This window comes from Thermostichus sp. MS-CIW-26, assembly GCF_054059115.1.
This window is the reverse complement of the sequence record NZ_JBSSBV010000006.1, coordinates 61,433-78,825: the sequence shown is the minus strand read 5'-3', so window position 1 is coordinate 78,825 and position 17,393 is coordinate 61,433. Positions and strand designations below refer to the sequence as shown.

The window sequence follows — 17,393 nt, the reverse complement described above, 5'->3', positions numbered from 1 at the left end:
TATAAGTTTAAGGTAAGAGGATCCCATGGGTGAGCCAGCGATGCCAAGTTTCCTCTCCTATTTGATGGGTTTATTTGATGGGTTGAGAATCCGGTTTGACCTTTGGCCTTTCCGTTCTTGGATGTGATCCCTATGCTCACTGCAGCTCCCACCGCCACCCGACAAATTTTACAAACTCAGGATCTCACCGTCAGCTTCGACGGCTTTAAGGCTTTAGATGGGTTGAACTTCTCTCTGGAGGAAGGGGAGCTGCGGGTGGTCATCGGTCCCAATGGGGCAGGCAAGACTACGTTTCTCGATGTGCTGACGGGCAAGGTTAAGCCTACTCGAGGCCGGGTGCTGTTTAAAGGAAAAGATCTGACCAAGCTCAAGGAACATGAGATCTCGATTTTGGGTGTTGGGCGCAAGTTTCAGACGCCGCGGGTCTATCAAAACTTGAGCGTGCGAGAAAACTTGGAGCTATCCCTCAACCCTGACAAAAGGGTTTTTTCCACCCTATTGGGCAAAAAGCATCTGCGAGAAAAAACGGATGCTCTTTTGGAAACCATTGGCCTCAGCCGTAAGGATCGGGTTCCGGCAGGGCTGCTTTCCCACGGAGAAAAGCAATGGCTGGAGATCGGCATGGTGATTGCTCAAGATCCGGATTTGCTGCTGCTGGATGAATGCGTGGCCGGGATGACGGACAAAGAAACAGAAGCTACAGGAGAGTTAATTCAATCCTTAGCCCAAAGCCACACCATTTTGGTGATTGAACATGACATGGTATTTGTCCGGCAAATTGCCCGTAAGGTTACTGTTTTACACCAAGGCTCGGTGCTGTGCGAAGGTACCTTTGAGGATGTGAAAAACGACCCGCGAGTGATTGAGGTCTATCTCGGATCCCACAAGGGGAAAAACTAAGCAAAGAGGCTATAGTTCTGTATCTAATCGACTCATGCGCAGGTCTATGAATACGGAAAACGCGACCGCAACACAAAACTTATCCCGAGATGGATCCGGGCCTCTCCTGGAGGTCTCCAACTTGAGGGTTTACTATGGTCAGAGTTTAATTGTGAAGGATCTCTCTTTTAAGATCTTTCCCGGCCAAGCGGTTTGCCTTCTGGGCCGCAATGGTATGGGCAAAACCACCACACTTAAAGCCCTGATGGGACTTCTGAAAGACTGCACAGGCAAAATTGCTTTTGAGGGCCGTCCTATCAACCATTACCCTCCCAATTGGCGAGCCCGCGCCGGTATTGGCTATGTACCCCAAGGTCGAGAGATATTTCCCCGCCTAACGGTTGAGGAAAACCTGCTGGTGGGGCTAGAAGCGGCACCGGACAGAGAACGGATCATACCTGAGTTTGTCTATGACCTATTCCCAATTCTGCGTTCTTTTCTTAAACGGCTGGGTGGGGATTTGAGCGGTGGGCAGCAGCAGCAACTGGCCATCGCCAGAGCTTTGGTGGCAGAGCCCAAACTTTTGCTCCTGGATGAGCCTACAGAAGGGATCCAGCCCTCTATCATTATCGAGATTGAAGAAGCCATCAGCCGCATTCAAAAGGAGCGGGGCGTTTCGGTGTTGCTGGTGGAGCAGTATTTTGAGTTTGCCCAAAGTCTGGCCGATTACTTTTATCTTATGGAAAATGGATCCCTTATCATGGAGGGGCCGACTGACCAAATGGACGAAGAAAAAGTCCGAGCTCACCTTTCTATCTGAGGTGGCACCTGGAGAGCCTGAAAACCTCTATAACTTTTTTGAGAGCGGCAAATGGCATCCTGCATGTTCCAGAGACCTTGCCTAAACTTCTGGAAAAGCGAGAAGTCCACCTGCGAGGGGATAGGCTAGGGTTAGCCCTGGGCTTCCTTGAGCAGCAGCGTTGGCTAAGCTAGAAACTGTTCAAGATTGCGCTAGCTTGCCATTTCCATCCACAGGTTTGTGTCTCCTCCGATTCACTTCACTGCAGAGCCCTGGCTGCACACCTACAGCGAAATTATCGATGTGCGCTCTCCGGCAGAGTTCGCAGAGGATCATTGGCCGGGAGCCATCAACTTGCCTGTACTCTACGATACAGAACGGGCGGAGGTGGGCACGCTCTACAAGCAGGTGGATCCCTTCGCAGCCCGCAAACGAGGGGCAAGCTTGGTGGCCCAGAACATCAGTCGCCACTTGCAAACCCATTTTGCCGATAAAGATCGCGATTACCGGCCCCTGATCTACTGCTGGCGCGGTGGGCAGCGCTCTGCCAGCTTGGCGTTGGTGTTGTCCCAGGTGGGCTGGCAGGTTACGGTTTTGCAAGGTGGCTACAAAACCTACCGGGCCTGGGTGCGCCGACAGCTGCAGATCTTGCCCCAGGAATTTACCTACCGAGTGCTCTGCGGACCAACAGGGAGCGGCAAAACCCAGTTGCTTCACCATCTGCGCCAACAGGGATCCCAAGTTCTCGATCTGGAAAAGCTGGCCTGTCACCGGGGATCCCTCCTGGGGGCCGAGTGGGGGGTGCCACAGCCCAGTCAGAAGAGCTTTGAAAGTCAACTGGTGCAGGTTTTTCTCCAGTGGGATCCCGCCAAGCCAGTCTGGGTGGAGGCTGAGAGTGCCAAAGTGGGCCAGCTCCATCTGCCCCCTGCCCTTTGGCAAGCCCTTACCCAAGCCGACTGTGTCGAAGTGCAGTTGCCTCTAGAGGAGCGGGTGAAGGGGTTAATCGCCCACTATCCCCACTGGATTGCTCACCCCCAAGCGCTAAAGGGGAAATTGCTGCCTCTGAAGTCCCGTCTTGGCCAGGCCCGCCTGCAGCGTTGGTTTGAGCTGATCGACGCCCAAGACTGGCCGCAGTTTGTGCAGGAGTTGCTGGAGCAGCACTATGACCCCACCTATCGACACGGGCTGCAGCAAAACTTCAATCGCCTTCGGGCCCGGATTGAGCTGTCTGACCTTTCCGAGACCAGCCTCAGGGAAGCTGCTGCTCGCCTCATCCAGATGCCGCTTGGATCCCTGGCTAGGTGAGCACGATAAACTCCAAAGCCCGCAACACCTCAAACCACTCGGAAACTTCCAGCCGAACCGTGGAATCGGCAATCCACCGGCAGCCGGGATAAAAAGACTTGCGGTAGGCCCGAGCGGGATCCTTGTAGTCCACTTCCAATTGAAAGTGATCCGGCAGTGGGCGAGGACGGTAGGCCGACAGCCGCCTCAGGGATCCCTCTACACCTTGGCGGATGGCCCGCAAAACTTGCTGCGGATGTGGCGTAATGACCGACTGGCCTATCCCTTTGTGGGTGACCACCGTCTCGATGTGGGCGTCATAAGCTTTCGCTGCGGCACACACCTCCGCATCTCCGGCTACAAACACAACTGGGACTCCCTCATAGGCAGCCGTGAGGCTGACCAGGTGAAACTCGGCGATGGCCTGGCCGTTCAGCCGGATTTGGCTAACTTCGGTGGTGTAGGTGTGGGCGAGGGGGTTGGCAGCAGATCCGGCGCGGGCATGATAGCCGATTAGGAGCAGGGCATCGTAACTGCGATCCAGCTCTTGCACCATACAGTAGGGGTGGCCGCTCCAGCCGCGGATGAGTTGCACCGGCTCCGGCAACCGTTCGGGGATGAGGTTCCGCCCGGAGTCATGGGCATCTTTGACTGTGATCTGCGTGGCTCCGGCAGCCAGGGATCCCTCACAAGCCGCGATCACTGCTCGGGTCATCTGCTCTCGGAATGCCTCGTAACCCGGCTGGCCGATGGTGGCCTCATCCCAATGGCTGATGCCGGCGATCCCTTCAATATCGGCACTGATATAGACCTTCATGCTTGGCTCAGTAGACTCAGCATTGGATTCTGTTGGGCTTCATCCACCCTCGGATGCCGCTCAGCATCGCTCTGGGCAAGGGATCCAAGCGGTTATTTCCCTTGCGAAAGCTGCCCCTGTCTCTGTTACGGATCCCTTCCCTATTCTCAAGAAGCTCGGATGAAGAATAAAGACTCCGTCCCGCTGAGGGGATCAGAGAGCCACCAAAGAAGCAGATACCCCCTGCTGTAACTCCGACAACAATGAGGCCGGACGCCCCTTGTAGGGCCAGGCAAAAGCGTGACGAAAGGCTGCTTCCTGGCAGTGTTTGAGCTGCTCGAAATCGATAATGTCGTGGGTTAGCAGGTTTTCGTACTCAAACGGCAGCCGCACATTGTGCAAGCCGGCGTTGTCGGTGCAGATGGCGATATCCACCCCCGCCTCAAAGCAGCGGTCAAAGACAATCTTGAGGGGCTCCAAACTGGGCAGGGTTCCCGTTTTTAGATAGGTGGTGGGACAAACTTCTAGGCATTGTCCTCGCCGTGCCAGCTCCGGCAGCAATTCTGGATAGTGGAGGGGGATCTGAATGCCGTGGCCGATCCGCGAGACATAGGGCAGCAACTGTGGGTAGCAGCCATCCAAAGTTTCGTATAGGTGGGCAGTGGTTTTTAGGCCGCGGGCCAGCGCATACTTGAACAGCTCAATCCACTCGTCCATCCGTTCGCCGTAGGGCTTGTCTCCCCCGGCCAGGTCGATGGCACACACATACTCCGACTCAGCGGCAGCTTCCACCATGGCCCGGTTGATGTGGCTGGGCAGGCGTGAATGCAAACAGACGATCTGGGTGGTGACGATGGGATACTCCCGCTGCTGGCTGGCCTGCCCCACCGTCTCGATTACCTGGCGCATCTGCTTGAGGCGCTCCGCCTCATCCAGGCTGGGATCCGTGCGCAGGTAGGGGGTGTAGCGAATCTCTAGGTAGGCCAGATCCTCAAAGATGTAGGCTCCCCGCAGCAGGCGGTAGATAAAATAGGGCAGGGTTTCCAGGGTCTGCACCTGTTCCACCAGCGTGTGCAGCTCCAGGTAATCCTCGAGGGTGTTGCGCGGGCGGGTGTAGAACTCCTCAAACTCGGCATAGGTGGGAAAGCGCTCTGCCAAAGGGGATCCCTGGCGGTGAAAATAGCGCCACAGAATTCGGGGGACAACCGAACCGCCCAAATGACGGTGCAACTCCGCGTGAAGTGCCATAAACGCTCTACAGTGGCCCGCCAGGGGGCAGACTTGGTTTGTTTAAGTACTATTTCTACTCTTATCCTACTCTTATCCAACCGCCTCAGGCTTGTCCAGGTGTGACATACTCCCGACCCCGACTGCTGGCAGTACGGAGCGGGCTTCTCGCTTCATCGGGGAGCCTACGCAAGAACCCTCCACGAGCAGACACGGAATGTCCTACCGCATAGTTGCACCAGATTCCGGCAAAAGCCGTTTTGTGCAACTACTCCTATCATACACCATGTGGGGGTATCTGTATCCCGGCACTGACCCTACGGGTACAGTGCGGGGCTTAGCTAATCCCGCAAGCCCGGTTGGCAGCCTAGATCGTCAAGCCGATCCCCTGCCCATCGTGATAGGCGGCCAGCAGTAGGTCGGTGGTGGTATCCCAAGCAATCTCGCCCGAGCGCGATAGAGCAATGGCCCCAAAGGAGCGGCGACGTTGGCGGGCCTCTTGAAAAGACTTGGCCATGGCCGCTTTCAGGCTGAGGCCATCTTCCACTCGAATCACAATCCGCGCCGCCAAGCTCTCATCCAAAATATCTTCCCCGACACCAGTACAACTGACCCCCGCCGCCGCACTGGCATAGGTTCCCGCTGGAGTGGCCGAATCGCTTACTCGCCCCACCCGTTCAAACCCCCGCCCGCCGGTGGAGGTGCCGGCACAGATTTGCCCCTGTTGATCCAGCGCCACCGCCCCCACCGTGCCCATGGCCAGAGCAGTGAGAACCCTAGTTGGGGGATGGGTTTGGCGCAACTGCACCCACTCTTGAACCCGCTTGAGAGTGGCCGGGTCATAGACCGGCAACTGCAGCTCCCGCGCCAGCTCTGCTGCCCCTTGTTCGGCCACCACGCGATCCGGGCTTGATTGCAGAGCCTGGGCCATGAGGATGGGATGCTGAACTCGGCTGACGTTGATCACCCCGCTAAAGGACTGGGTGGCCCCGTTCATGAGAGCGGCGCTCATGCGGATTTGCCCATCCGATTGCAAGACCGACCCCGTCCCGGCATTGTAGAGCGGATCATCCTCCAGCAACTGGCAGGCATGCATCACCGCCGCCTCGGCACTCTGCCCAGCCAACAGCAGCTCGTAGGTGCTCTCCACCACCTGCTGCAGGGATCCCCTCACTTTTTCCAGGCTGCTTTCCCCTTCCAGGGCGCTGCCGGCTCCGCCGTGGATGATCAGTTTGGGCTGAGGCATGATGAGATCGGTTACCTTGTGAGAACAGTGGAAGACTATATTTTGATTTTCGGGTACAACATCCACCCATGCATCTGCTCCATCCCAGGGATCCCAACGGAAAGGGAGAGGGAGCCTTAAGATAATCCTGTAGATTTGCTAAGCATAGATACTCAAGGGCGATTCTGGTAAAGGGCTGTCGGATTGCAGCCGGCAGGGATCCCCCTGATGGTATGGCACAAGCGAGGTTACATCCATGGCGCTGCCCAGCTTGCACGAGTTTCCTTGGCTGACCACGGTCATCGCTTACCCTGTGTTGGCCGCCCTATTTATTCCCCTGATCCCAGCACCGGCTGGGGATCCCAGTACCCGCGCCTACGCACAAAAGTTGGCCGAGCGGATCCGCTGGTTTGCTTTGTTCATTGCGGTCACGGATCTGCTGATTCTGCTGGCCGGCTTCTATGTCGGCTACGATCCCGGCCAGACAGGTTTGCAACTGCTGGAGCGCTACACCTGGGTACCCCAAGTGGGCTTGAGTTGGTCGGTGGGGGCTGATGGCCTCTCCATGCCCCTGATCCTGCTCACGGCGTTTATCACTACCCTAGCCATCTTGGCCGCTTGGCCGGTCACCCTCAAACCTCGCCTCTTCTACTTTTTGATGCTGGCCATGTATGGCGGGCAGATCGGGGTGTTTGCCGTGCAGGACATGTTGCTGTTTTTCCTGATGTGGGAATTGGAGCTGATCCCGGTGTACTTGCTCCTCTCCATTTGGGGGGGATACAACCGCCTGTATGCGGCCACCAAGTTCATCCTCTACACGGCTCTCAGCTCCCTGTTTATCCTGGTGGCAGGTCTGGCTATGGCCTTCTACGGGGATCCCATCAGCTTTGACATGACGGATCTGGCCCACAAGACCTATCCACTCACCTTCCAACTGCTGATGTATGGGGCCTTCCTCATTGCCTATGGGGTGAAGCTGCCCATTTTCCCCTTGCACACTTGGCTGCCCGATGCCCACGGCGAGGCCACTGCGCCGGTGCACATGTTGCTGGCCGGGATCCTGCTCAAGATGGGGGGCTATGCCCTGATGCGCATGAATGCGGGCATGCTGCCGGATGCTCATCTTTACTTTGCGCCGGTGCTGATCGTGTTGGGGGTGGTGAACATCATCTTTGCCGCCCTCACCTCTTTTGCCCAGCGCAACCTGAAACGGAAGATCGCCTACTCTTCCATCAGCCACATGGGCTTCGTGCTCATCGGTATCGGATCCCTGACCGAAATCGGCATGAGCGGCGCCATGCTGCAGATGATCTCTCACGGACTTATCGGGGCCAGCCTGTTCTTCTTGGTGGGGGCCACCTACGACCGCACCCATACGCTGGAGCTGGAGGAAATGGGCGGCGTTGGCCTGAAGATGCCCAAGATCTTCTCCATGTTCACCGCCTGCTCCCTGGCTTCGCTAGCCCTACCCGGCATGAGCGGCTTTGTGGCCGAGATCATGGTGTTTATCGGCATGGCCACCACCGATGCCTACTCTCTCCCCTTCCGGCTGGTGGTGGTTTTCCTGGCAGCAGTTGGGGTGATCCTGACCCCCATCTACCTGCTGTCGATGTTGCGGCAGATTTTCTTTGGCCCAGAGAACAAAGAGCTCACCGAACACGAAGAATTGGTAGATGCTGAGCCACGCGAGGTGTTCATCATCGCCTGCCTGTTGATCCCCATCATCGGCATTGGGCTCTACCCCAAGCTGGTGACCAGCCTCTACGACCAATCCACTAACGCTTTGGTGGCGCTGCTGCGGCAGGAACTGCCCCAAACTGGTGAGACGGTTGCCCAAGCTCCTGCCCTCTACAACAACTGAATGTTGAATTTGAATTGAGAATTGAGGGATGGAAGGAGATCCACTCTTTTTCTATCCCGCATTGGACTTGTGGCTCTCGCCAGCTTGAACTTGCATCCAGCCGAACAAAGTTGCGATTGTCAGTTGGATCCCTTGGGCAAACGCAGGAGTGGGGATCACCTCTTGGGGATCCTCATGCACCGTCGGCTGCTGCCCGGCAGGGTAGGCGAAAACAACCCTTTCTTCGGGAGCCACGATCCACCCCATTTGGCAGCCGTGGGCCAAACCGATCAAGATTTTTTTGACCAGCTTCATTGGATTTTGATCGGGAGAGAGAATCTCGATCATCCAATCCGGGCAAAAGGGGATGAGATTTTGAATGGTGCCATCTTCATCCACAGGGATCCGATCCCAGGGGATCACAGAAATATCGGGCACAATCGCGTATCCGGCGAAGGTGCAGCGCAGCTCTGGAAATGCCATTCCCAGTTGAGAAGGCTCCAACATCTCGTTAATGAAGCTACCCAGTTTTAGTTGGAGACGGCTATGTTTTCCCTGTGGCATGGGCTTCTGGATAATTTCTCCTTTGATGAACTCGCTGGCGGGCTGAGTTTCCGGCTGCTGTAGAAAGTCTTCCAGAGTTAGAGGCTTGGCAGATAGACTGACCATGGCTTTCTCCCATCACGCTGCTATCCGATTAACAATAGACTGAGAAAGTATCAAAGCTGATCAAATCAAAACAGATCCCTGTCACGTTGTTGCCAAGTCATTTGGCGGTCATAAGGGCTTTTGCCGGAAAACAAACCCATTAGCGGCCCCAAAATGGCCCCAAACACAAAACCGCCCGCATGGGCCCAATAGGCAATCCCCCCACCCTGCATACCGATGTTGGTAGGCGTCTGTAGGCTGGCAATGCCGTAGAAAGCTTGCTGGATGAACCAAAAGCCTAGGAACACCCAAGCCGGAACGTAGAGGGTTGTGATGAAAATACCCAAGGGCACCAAGGTTAGGATCTCGGCCCGTGGAAAGCGCAAAATATACGCTCCCAATACGCCGGCAATGGCACCACTTGCCCCCAGTGAAGGAATGGGGGATCCCATATCGAAAAACCACTGCGTTAGCGCAGCCAAAGCTCCGCAAGCCAGGTAAAAGATGAGGTAGCGCACATGGCCCAAGCGATCCTCAACGTTGTTGCCGAAAACCCACAAAAAAAGCATGTTCCCGCCAATGTGGAGAAAGCCCCCATGCAGAAATTGTGAGGTGAATAGGGTTACCCATTCTGGACGCGACGAAGAGGTGATCTCCCCTCGAAAACTGGCCGTCAACTCTATCGGTACCACTGCCCACTCCCGGAAAAAAGCTGCCAGCTCTTGTGGCGACAGAGTTAGCTGGTACAGAAAAATTAAGATGTTAACGATCACCAGGGCATAAGTGACATAGGCTGTGCGGGTGGTTGGGTTGCGATCTTGCAGGGGTACCACAGTTCAGATCCGGTTGACGTCACCCTCTAGCCTAACCTGTCCTTTCCCACCCCCCCAGGCTCACCTCTAAGCCCCTACCTGAGGCTACACTAGGGTAACCTGCTGGGAGCTTTGCTGGTGAACCTATTTCAGTTTTCAGTCAAGCCCGCCCGGCAGAGGATAAACTGCAAGGCTGGACTAGAGGAGTGGATTGATGTCCGAGGTTGAAAGCCCCACTGCCCCGCTCAAGTTTTTGATCGTCGAAGATCATCCAGAGGTGGCTCAAAACAACTGTGAGTGGCTGCAACGCATTGCAGCAGATGCTCAATGTATTACGGTCACCAATCCCATGGACGCCATCCTGCGCCTGCAGCGGGAACAACCGGACTTGGTTGTAGCCGATCTGCTCTACGGTCAAACCAGCGGGGAGCAGTCTGCCGAGCCTGGCCTAGAGTTCCTGCGTCATATCTTTGAGAACTACCCCACCCTAAATGTGATGGCCTATTCCAGCGAGCCGCTGCTGCTCACTCCATTGGTGGGCCTGATCAGCAAACACCAGGGTGGGTTTGCCGCGGTCAACAAAATGGAACGGCGCACCGTGTTTTTGGAGGGGGCCAAAAGTGCCCTCAATGGAGAATTGCGCATGCCGCGGGAGTTGCGCGGTCTTACGAAGCTGACGGAACGAGAAATTGAGGTCTTGAACTTGCTCTGCAAAGAAGCCCTCACCGATCAGGCCATCGCAGATCGCATTCACACCAGCAAGAAGACCGTACAAAACTGTATCCAGAGGCTCAAAGAAAAGTTGGATATTTTCGGCTCTGAGGATGAGATCAATGCTCGCGTTGCCATGTGTATGACAGCCGTTCAGAAAAAGATTATCCAGTGGTGAAACAGAATAGATTATGAGTTTGTCTCTAAACACTACTTTGGCATAGATTGCCAATGGAGCTTATCCAAGAAGTGAGGGGGGATAAGTGATGTTATTAGAGGCCGAGACAAAGCTGGTACGGGATAAGTCACTGGGATACCTCGTAACAACAGAAGAAACGCCAATCGAGAAATGGAGCCCTTTTACTTTGCTGATGCGTGTTGTGTCGGTATCTTTATCTACATTGCTACTTATTGGACTTCCTATCTTCGCAGTTCTATCGGCAATACTTTCTGCCTTAGGGACATGGATCCCTAGCACTTTGGCCAGTGGCATACCTCCTATTGCTATGGCTTTTTCTGGATTGTTGGGTGGTTTATCGATGCTTCTTTGGTACTATTGGTACTCAAATCAACCCTATAAATCTAGGGTTGTTATTTTGAGCAATGGCTTCATTTATCATGACATCTATCGTGACATCCTAGGAAAGCAGAACAGACTTGCCTATAGGTATAACGAAATTGTCTCAGTGAACGTGGACTTCAGAAAGAAGAGTGTCGGTTTTGTCAAATCAGAATGCTACCCATACTACAGCTACTACATCAATTGCCAAGGAAATCCTGTCGTATCTATATCTTCCCCGTCTTTGCCTTTGATGAGGTATGTAGCCAGCTACATTTGCTCCACGCGCTGGAAAGGCATGAGAGAAGCAATTGAGCGTGGACAAGAGGTTTCATTTGGATGCGTTGCCATAAGTAGGGAGTACGTTAGAGTCGAGGATTTCGGTTCTTCAGAGCGATTGTTATTTAGGATCCAGGCTATCAAAGAGATTAAGCTGTGCATTGATAGTGAGGATGGTTACGTATTCCGCCTGGAGTTTATCTCAGGGTCTAGGTCAACAAAGAGCTCTGATTGTTACTTCCGCTGTGACAAGGTAGATAACTTCCATCTATTTTTCAAGACACTCAAGCTTGTGGGTATCCCTACGAACCTTTCTGAGCTTCCAGCACGTCTCACCTTTGAGAATCATATTAGACAGGCAACAGATGGCTAGACACCAACCGAATGGAGGAGGCACCGATCTTTGGGTACAGCCTTTCCAGGAGATAAGCGAGGTAGTACTGCACGGCAAAGACAAAGAGCACGCATGAGGAAAAAGCAGGCTTCCATAGCTTCCGCCTTTATTTCCTCGAGACGACTGGGCGCCGGACAGCTTTCAACTTGGATCAGTGGATCCCCAGTGCAGAGGCAAACACGCTGTGGCCCACTATGGCCTCTACCACAACACTGATGGCAAACCCCAGCATGGCCAGCCGTCCGTTCCATCGCTCGGCCTTCTCCGTCCAGCCAATCTCCCACTCCGGCGGGGTATCGCCGTCTTGACCGTACTGCGGCACGTACCGCGGGCGACCGGCGCCTTCCCAGCCAGCAGGGCGCTTGGAGTTGAAGAAAGCCATCGAGCCAATCACAACAGCGGCCACCAGCCCGGCCACCATGACGGCAATGTAGGGGAGGAAGGGATTGTCAAGCATCATCGGACTGTCGAGATAGGGATTGAAGGGTGAAAAAGCTCCCAAAAAGGGTAGAGCTGTAACATCTCAAAGCCGAAGAGAAACTCTCTGAGATGCCCGATGTGGCTCTACCGAAAAGTTCTTCGACAAATTATTGCAGGTTATTGCAGACCTAGCCACTGGGCGAGAGTGCTGGCAAAAACACTGTGGCCCAGCACCGCTTCTGTAGCAATGCTGATCACCAAGCCCAACATGGCCAAGCGTCCATTCCAACGCTCCGCTTGCTCTGTCCAGCCTGGGATCCAGTCGTTGGTGGTGTCGTAGTACTGGGCAACAGAAGCGGAGTCCAGACGAGAAGGGATTCTGGGAGACGATTGCATTGCTAATACCTCGTATTGGTTGCTGTAACCAAACTTAACACAAAGTTACATTTTGTGACAAGCTTCGCTTTCAGGTCAGGGAGGAAGGGATCCCTGGATGCTGGAAGGGATTGGGCGGATGGGTTTGCCGAAGGCTGGCCGGAAGCGATGTCATACTGAGGGAAGCAGGCTTTTTGCGCAGACCATGGCGGTATCCCCCCTTTCTTCTCTCAAGCTTGACCATTCTTTCGATCTGGCTGCCCAGGTGCGGTCAGATTTTCCGATTTTGCAGCGCCAGGTCAACGGCCACCCGCTAATCTACTTTGACAATGCCGCCACTTCTCAAAAGCCACTGGCGGTTATGCAGGCGATGGATCATTACTATCGACACTGCAACGCCAACGTGCATCGTGGGGTCCATACGCTGAGCAACGAAGCCACAGATGCCTATGAGGGGGCGCGGGAAAAGATCGCTCGGTTTGTGAACGCGCCTTCTCCTCAGGAGATCATCTACACCCGCAATGCCAGCGAAGCCATCAATCTGGTGGCCTACAGTTGGGGCTTGAGCCATCTGGAGCGGGGGGATGAGATCGTCCTCTCGGTGATGGAGCACCACAGCAACCTAATCCCGTGGCAATGGGTGGCCCAGAAGACGGGAGCCCACCTCAAGTTCATCCAGATCACGCCAGAGGGAGAGTTGGATCTGGAGCACTACCAATCTTTGCTCAGCGACCGCACCCGCTTGGTGGCGGTAACCCAGGTCTCCAACATGCTGGGATCCATCAATCCCGTCCAGGAGATGACTGAGCTGGCCCATCGCTACGGGGCCAAGGTTCTGCTGGATGCTTGCCAGAGTGTGCCCCACATGCCTGTGGATGTCCAGGCGCTGGATTGCGATTGGTTGGCCTTTTCGGGGCACAAGATGTGTGGCCCGACGGGGATCGGCGTCCTCTACGGCAGGCGGGAGCTGCTGCGAGCGATGCCTCCCTTTTTGGGCGGGGGAGAGATGATCGCCGATGTGTACTGGGATCACGCCACCTATGCGGATATCCCCCACAAATTTGAGGCTGGTACGCCGGCGATTGCCCAGGCGGTGGGGCTGGGGGCAGCCGTAGATTACTTGAGCCAGATCGGTCTGGAGCGGGTTCATGCCCATGAACAAAGGTTGATTACCCACCTGTTGGACGGGATCCAGCGCATAGCGGGTATTAGGGTTTATGGCCCCAAGGATCCGGCGCGACGGGCAGGGCTGGTCAGCTTTTCGGTGGAGGCTGTCCATCCCCATGACCTGTCTACCTTGCTGGATGAGCAGGGCATTGCCGTTCGAGCAGGGCACCACTGCACTCAACCCCTCCATCGCTATTTGGGAGTACAGTCCACTGCCCGAGCCAGTGTTTACCTGTACAACACGTTGGCGGAGGTGGATCGCTTTTTGGACGTGTTGGCAGAAGCGGTGGAGTTCTTCAGCGTTGCCCTAAGCTAGGGATCCGGGATAGACCTCTGAAGAGATGAGGTAGACTCATGCCTTGGGATCTGGGGCGGTTCTGGAACACGCTCACCTACTATGAGGCCCTGCCTTGGGCTGAGGTGTGGCGTCGGGTTCAAAATGGGTTCCAGGCCGTGGAGGATGATTTTGTGCCACCTTCTCTTTCCGAGCCGGTCGCTATCCAGATAGGGGTGGTGGGGGAAGGTTTGCCTGACGGGTTGGCGGAGGCCCTGCGGCAGCAGGGCGTGGAGGTGAGCCATACGCCAGATTGGGCGACAGCAACCGTGATCCTAGGTTTGGGGGATCCACCAACGGCCAAGGCTTATCTGGAGCAATTGCGCAGCAGTGGGCAAACGGAGCGGATGCTGTTCGACTTTCGCCGGCCTAACCCGGATTTGCATCGGTTTTGGGGCATTTTGGACGATGTGGTGATGGGCGGGGCGAGCCAAAGCCAACTGCTCTGGGGAAAGGAGGAGCTGCTGTTCGCAGGCCAGGTTTCCACGGCCAACTTTGGGGGGTTTGTTTCCACGCGCACCCGCAATTGGCAGCCGCCGCTGGACTTATCGGAGTTTGCCGGTCTGGAGCTGCGCCTGCGAGGGGATGGGCAGCGGTATAAGGTCTTACTGCGGGATCAAGGCGGCTGGGACAGCCCCGCCTACGGCTATGCGTTCGACACTGCGCCGGGAGAAGAGCAGACCATTCAGATCCCCTTTGCGGAGATGGTTGCCACGTTCCGCGCCCGCCGGGTTTCTGCTCCCCCTCTCAATAGTCGCCAGATCTACTCGCTGCAACTGATGCTAAGCAAGTTCGAGGCCGATGGCAGCCCAAACCCCCGCTTCCGGCCTGGGCCCTTTCAGCTGGCCGTGCGCTGGATCGGGCTGTATCGCCGGGAGGGGCTGCCGCAATTGATCGGGGTGGCGCGGGGATCCCTTGCCCCGGAGTGGATAGCTGCCCTGCAGGGTAGCTCCAGCCGTTGGTGTGGGGTGGAGATTCCGGTAGAGACAGAGGGATCCGCTCTGGCAGCCCAGTTGCTCCGCCTCCTGCGCTCGCCTCAGAGCGTGGGCCGGGTGGTGTCTTCAGAAGCTTTCCATGCCTAGCTTTCTGGGCCGCCTCAAGGGATCCCTGGGGATGGGGCTTTTGGCCGGCCTGTGGCTGTGGGTAGGTCAGGGGATCCCCTACCTGTTCGACTGGGATGAGCTGATCTACGCCAGCTTGGCGCGGCAGATGCTGGCCAGCGGGGATCCGCTCTCGTTGGCGATCAACGGGGAGCCCTTTTTTGAAAAGCCGCCCCTGTTTTTTTGGCTGCAGGCCCTGTCCATGGCTGTTTTGGGGATGAACGAATGGGCGGCGCGGTTGCCCAATGCCTGGGTGGGCGGGATCACAGTGGCGCTATTGGTGGGGTGGGGATCCTGTCTGCGTGGGGTGGGGTTTGGCTGCCTGTGGGGGATCCTACTGCTGACGGGCTACCTGCCCTTGTTTTTTTACAAAACCGGCCTCATCGACCCGCTGTTGAATCTGGGGATGGGGGTGGGTCTGGGATCCCTTTGGGCCGCCGAGGAGGCCTGGCGGGCCGGGTACTCTGGACGCAGGTGGAGAGCGGTGGGGGCGCTGGCCCTGGGCTTGGCAGTGTTGGCCAAAGGGCCGGTGGGGCTGGTGTTGCCCCTGGCTATCTGGATCCTCTACAAGCTCTGGCAACGGGATCCTCCCCTTCGATGGGGGGAGAGCCTGGTTTTCCTCAGCCTAGCTGTGGCTGTTCCCCTCACTTGGCTGGCGTTGGAGGGGGTGCAACGGGGGCCAGAATGGGTGGAAGAGTTTGGGCGCTACCAATGGCGCATCCTCACCAGCTCAGATGGGCATCCCGGCCCGGTTTATTTTCATCTGTTGGCCTTTGCCCTGGGGTGCTTTCCCTGGGGTTCTTTGGCTTTGGCCGAGATCCTGCAGCCCATCCCCAGGAGCGTGGGCTCGGTGGATTTGACTTGGCGGGCAGAACATCTGCTGTTGGTGGCTTTTGGGGTGGTGCTGGCCTTGTTTTCGCTGCTGGTGCAAACCAAGCTGGTACACTACACCTCGCTGCTGTATCCCATTGGGGCCTACTTTGCTGCCGTGCGCCTGCAGCGCCTGGTTGCTGAGAAAAGAGGGCCCAGTTTTTGGGAAAGTGCCTGGATCCTGCTCAGTGGCTTGTTTTGGCTGGCCCTGTGGCTATTGCTGCCTTGGCTGGGATCCCAGGACCCCGCTGGGCTAGTCCAAGCATGGGTCTTTGCCGGCATCCCTGACGACTTTTCCAGCAGCTTGGTGCTGGGATACCTGCAGGCTGAGGTGGAGTGGCCGGTGTTGACCTACGTCCCCGCCGCGATCCTGCTGCTGGGAATTCTCCTTTGGAGTCGAGGACGGCGGCGGGCTTGGGGCTGGACAGTTTTGCTCTTGGCCACGGGACTGAGCGCCCAACTGGCTTGGGGCTGGGTTTTCCCCCGCCTGCTGCAACACACCCAAGGGGGAGCTATCGACTTTTTCCAGCGGTTTACCGTTTCAGAAAAAAGCCCAGAGCCCACTTTGTCCGGGACGGTTGGCCTGTATGGCTTTCGCTCTTTTGTGCCGTATTTTTACGGCCCGCTACAGGTGCCCTACGCGTCCAGCCGAGCCGGGCTGGCTGACTGGCAGGCCAGAAGGCAAATGCCCGATTACTTGGTGACTTGGGATCCCTTTGTGGCGGAGTTGGCAGTTCCCGATAACGGGTCAGATGCCACACTGGGATCCTGGCAGGCCCTTGAGCGCCGAAGCCCGTTTTGGCTGCTGAAAGCTTCTCCCCACTTCTCTTCTCCGCCATAGCCGCGACATGAGCCAGTACGTGCTGCGCATCAGCGATATTCCTGCCCAAGATCGTCCCCGCGAGCGGCTGCTCAGCCAAGGGGCAAGGCACCTCTCCCACGCCGAGCTGCTGGCCATCTTGCTCAACACTGGCCAGGGGCCAGGCAAGCTCTCGGCAGTCGGCCTCGCCCAGTTGCTCCTGAAAAAATTGGAAGCCCAAGGGGATCCCTTGGCCCAGTTGCGCCAGGTGGAAGCCGGAGAGCTGATCCAGATCGAAGGCATTGGCCCGGCCAAGGCAGCAACGGTGTTGGCCGCCATCGAGCTGGGGCGACGGGTGTTTTTGGGTCGCCCGTCAGAACGCACGGTGATCGAGTCGCCGGAACAGGCAGCCATGGCCCTGAGCGGCGACCTGATGTGGGAGACCCAGGAGCATTTTGCCGTTTTGCACCTAGATATCAAGCACCGCCTCATTGGCCAGCAGATTGTAACCCGGGGCACCGCCACCGAAACCCTGTCTCATCCGCGGGAGACTTTCCGCAGCGCCATCAAACAGGGGGCCAGTCGCATCCTGGTGGCCCACAACCACCCTTCCGGCAGCTTGGATCCCAGCCCAGAAGATCTTGCCCTTACCCGGCAACTCTTGCAGGCGGGGCAACTGCTGCAGATCCCGGTTTTGGACCACCTCATCTTGGGCGGCGGACAGTTCCTCAGCTTGCGCCAACGCACCAACCTTTGGCAGGAGTTTCCCCAGCCGGAGTAGTCTTCACCCCCAGCCTTTCTCCCAGAGAGAGAGAGTAGAATCAAGGCAACGGACAGGTTCGCCGTCTTTGGGTTGACCGCGCCCAAGGGATCCC

Annotated in this window: 17 protein-coding genes; 10 read left to right on the top strand and 7 right to left on the bottom strand. The window is 56.6% G+C overall.

Going from position 1 to position 17,393, the window contains the following annotated elements:
* The first annotated feature begins 132 nt into the window (after positions 1 to 132).
* The 3 genes from urtD to mnmH all read left to right on the top strand — a co-directional run bounded on the left by urtD (position 133) and on the right by mnmH (position 2,983).
* Complete coding sequence (gene urtD / locus ACVWZU_RS03900; protein WP_414389525.1) at positions 133 to 900, top strand: urea ABC transporter ATP-binding protein UrtD; 768 nt, start codon at positions 133 to 135, stop codon at positions 898 to 900.
* Positions 901 to 934: 34 nt separating this feature from the next.
* Complete coding sequence (gene urtE / locus ACVWZU_RS03895) at positions 935 to 1,699, top strand: urea ABC transporter ATP-binding subunit UrtE (RefSeq protein ID WP_457443466.1); 765 nt, start codon at positions 935 to 937, stop codon at positions 1,697 to 1,699.
* Between the two features lie 219 nt (positions 1,700 to 1,918).
* Positions 1,919 to 2,983, top strand: coding sequence for a tRNA 2-selenouridine(34) synthase MnmH (mnmH, locus tag ACVWZU_RS03890; RefSeq protein ID WP_414408841.1), 1,065 nt, complete (start codon positions 1,919 to 1,921; stop codon positions 2,981 to 2,983).
* Here mnmH and ACVWZU_RS03885 read toward each other — a convergent pair.
* The 3 genes from ACVWZU_RS03885 to ACVWZU_RS03875 form a co-directional block, all read right to left on the bottom strand.
* The gene (locus ACVWZU_RS03885) at positions 2,976 to 3,779 is read right to left on the bottom strand and encodes a M55 family metallopeptidase (protein ID WP_457443464.1); all 804 of its coding nucleotides are present in this window, start codon (positions 3,777 to 3,779) and stop codon (positions 2,976 to 2,978) included. The two genes, mnmH and ACVWZU_RS03885, sit on opposite strands and share 8 nt — an antisense overlap.
* A gap of 192 nt (positions 3,780 to 3,971) precedes the next feature.
* Positions 3,972 to 5,006, bottom strand: coding sequence for an amidohydrolase family protein (locus ACVWZU_RS03880; RefSeq protein ID WP_414357521.1), 1,035 nt, complete (start codon positions 5,004 to 5,006; stop codon positions 3,972 to 3,974).
* Positions 5,007 to 5,352: 346 nt separating this feature from the next.
* On the bottom strand, positions 5,353 to 6,231 hold the full coding sequence (locus ACVWZU_RS03875) for an isoaspartyl peptidase/L-asparaginase (protein ID WP_011433592.1): 879 nt from the start codon (positions 6,229 to 6,231) through the stop codon (positions 5,353 to 5,355).
* Positions 6,232 to 6,466: 235 nt separating this feature from the next.
* Here ACVWZU_RS03875 and ACVWZU_RS03870 point away from each other — a divergent pair, with 235 nt between their 5' ends.
* Complete coding sequence (locus ACVWZU_RS03870; RefSeq protein ID WP_414357523.1) at positions 6,467 to 8,071, top strand: NAD(P)H-quinone oxidoreductase subunit 4; 1,605 nt, start codon at positions 6,467 to 6,469, stop codon at positions 8,069 to 8,071.
* Between the two features lie 51 nt (positions 8,072 to 8,122).
* On the opposite strand, the gene ACVWZU_RS03865 is transcribed toward ACVWZU_RS03870, so the two are convergent.
* Together ACVWZU_RS03865 and ACVWZU_RS03860 are read right to left on the bottom strand one after the other, a co-directional pair.
* Positions 8,123 to 8,719, bottom strand: a complete 597-nt coding sequence (locus ACVWZU_RS03865; protein WP_457443462.1) for a Uma2 family endonuclease — start codon at positions 8,717 to 8,719, stop codon at positions 8,123 to 8,125.
* Between the two features lie 65 nt (positions 8,720 to 8,784).
* Positions 8,785 to 9,531 carry a rhomboid family intramembrane serine protease gene (locus ACVWZU_RS03860; protein ID WP_414331644.1) on the bottom strand — a complete coding sequence of 249 codons (747 nt, stop codon included), beginning with the start codon at positions 9,529 to 9,531 and terminating at the stop codon, positions 8,785 to 8,787.
* A 193-nt stretch (positions 9,532 to 9,724) separates the two neighbouring features.
* Between ACVWZU_RS03860 and ACVWZU_RS03855 the strand changes: the two genes are divergently transcribed.
* Positions 9,725 to 10,399, top strand: coding sequence for a response regulator transcription factor (locus tag ACVWZU_RS03855; protein WP_011433588.1), 675 nt, complete (start codon positions 9,725 to 9,727; stop codon positions 10,397 to 10,399).
* An 88-nt stretch (positions 10,400 to 10,487) separates the two neighbouring features.
* On the top strand, positions 10,488 to 11,432 hold the full coding sequence (locus tag ACVWZU_RS03850; RefSeq protein ID WP_457387643.1) for a hypothetical protein: 945 nt from the start codon (positions 10,488 to 10,490) through the stop codon (positions 11,430 to 11,432).
* A 172-nt stretch (positions 11,433 to 11,604) separates the two neighbouring features.
* Here the strand turns inward: ACVWZU_RS03850 and psb35 are convergent, their stop codons facing one another.
* The gene (gene psb35, locus ACVWZU_RS03845) at positions 11,605 to 11,913 is read right to left on the bottom strand and encodes a photosystem II assembly protein Psb35 (RefSeq protein WP_414331646.1); all 309 of its coding nucleotides are present in this window, start codon (positions 11,911 to 11,913) and stop codon (positions 11,605 to 11,607) included.
* A gap of 137 nt (positions 11,914 to 12,050) precedes the next feature.
* Positions 12,051 to 12,269, bottom strand: coding sequence for a hypothetical protein (locus ACVWZU_RS03840; RefSeq protein WP_011433585.1), 219 nt, complete (start codon positions 12,267 to 12,269; stop codon positions 12,051 to 12,053).
* A 184-nt stretch (positions 12,270 to 12,453) separates the two neighbouring features.
* Here ACVWZU_RS03840 and ACVWZU_RS03835 point away from each other — a divergent pair, with 184 nt between their 5' ends.
* From ACVWZU_RS03835 to radC, 4 genes are read left to right on the top strand one after another with little or no spacing between them, the layout of a single operon-like run.
* The gene (locus tag ACVWZU_RS03835) at positions 12,454 to 13,731 is read left to right on the top strand and encodes a cysteine desulfurase (protein WP_457443459.1); all 1,278 of its coding nucleotides are present in this window, start codon (positions 12,454 to 12,456) and stop codon (positions 13,729 to 13,731) included.
* Between the two features lie 38 nt (positions 13,732 to 13,769).
* Positions 13,770 to 14,831 carry a CIA30 family protein gene (locus ACVWZU_RS03830; protein ID WP_457443457.1) on the top strand — a complete coding sequence of 354 codons (1,062 nt, stop codon included), beginning with the start codon at positions 13,770 to 13,772 and terminating at the stop codon, positions 14,829 to 14,831.
* Entirely contained in the window at positions 14,824 to 16,560 is a 1,737-nt protein-coding gene (locus tag ACVWZU_RS03825; protein ID WP_457443455.1) for an ArnT family glycosyltransferase, read from the top strand. The genes ACVWZU_RS03830 and ACVWZU_RS03825 overlap by 8 nt, the downstream gene beginning before the upstream one ends.
* Positions 16,561 to 16,567: 7 nt before the next feature.
* The gene (gene radC, locus ACVWZU_RS03820; RefSeq protein WP_457443453.1) at positions 16,568 to 17,299 is read left to right on the top strand and encodes a RadC family protein; all 732 of its coding nucleotides are present in this window, start codon (positions 16,568 to 16,570) and stop codon (positions 17,297 to 17,299) included.
* The last annotated feature ends 94 nt before the right edge of the window (positions 17,300 to 17,393 follow it).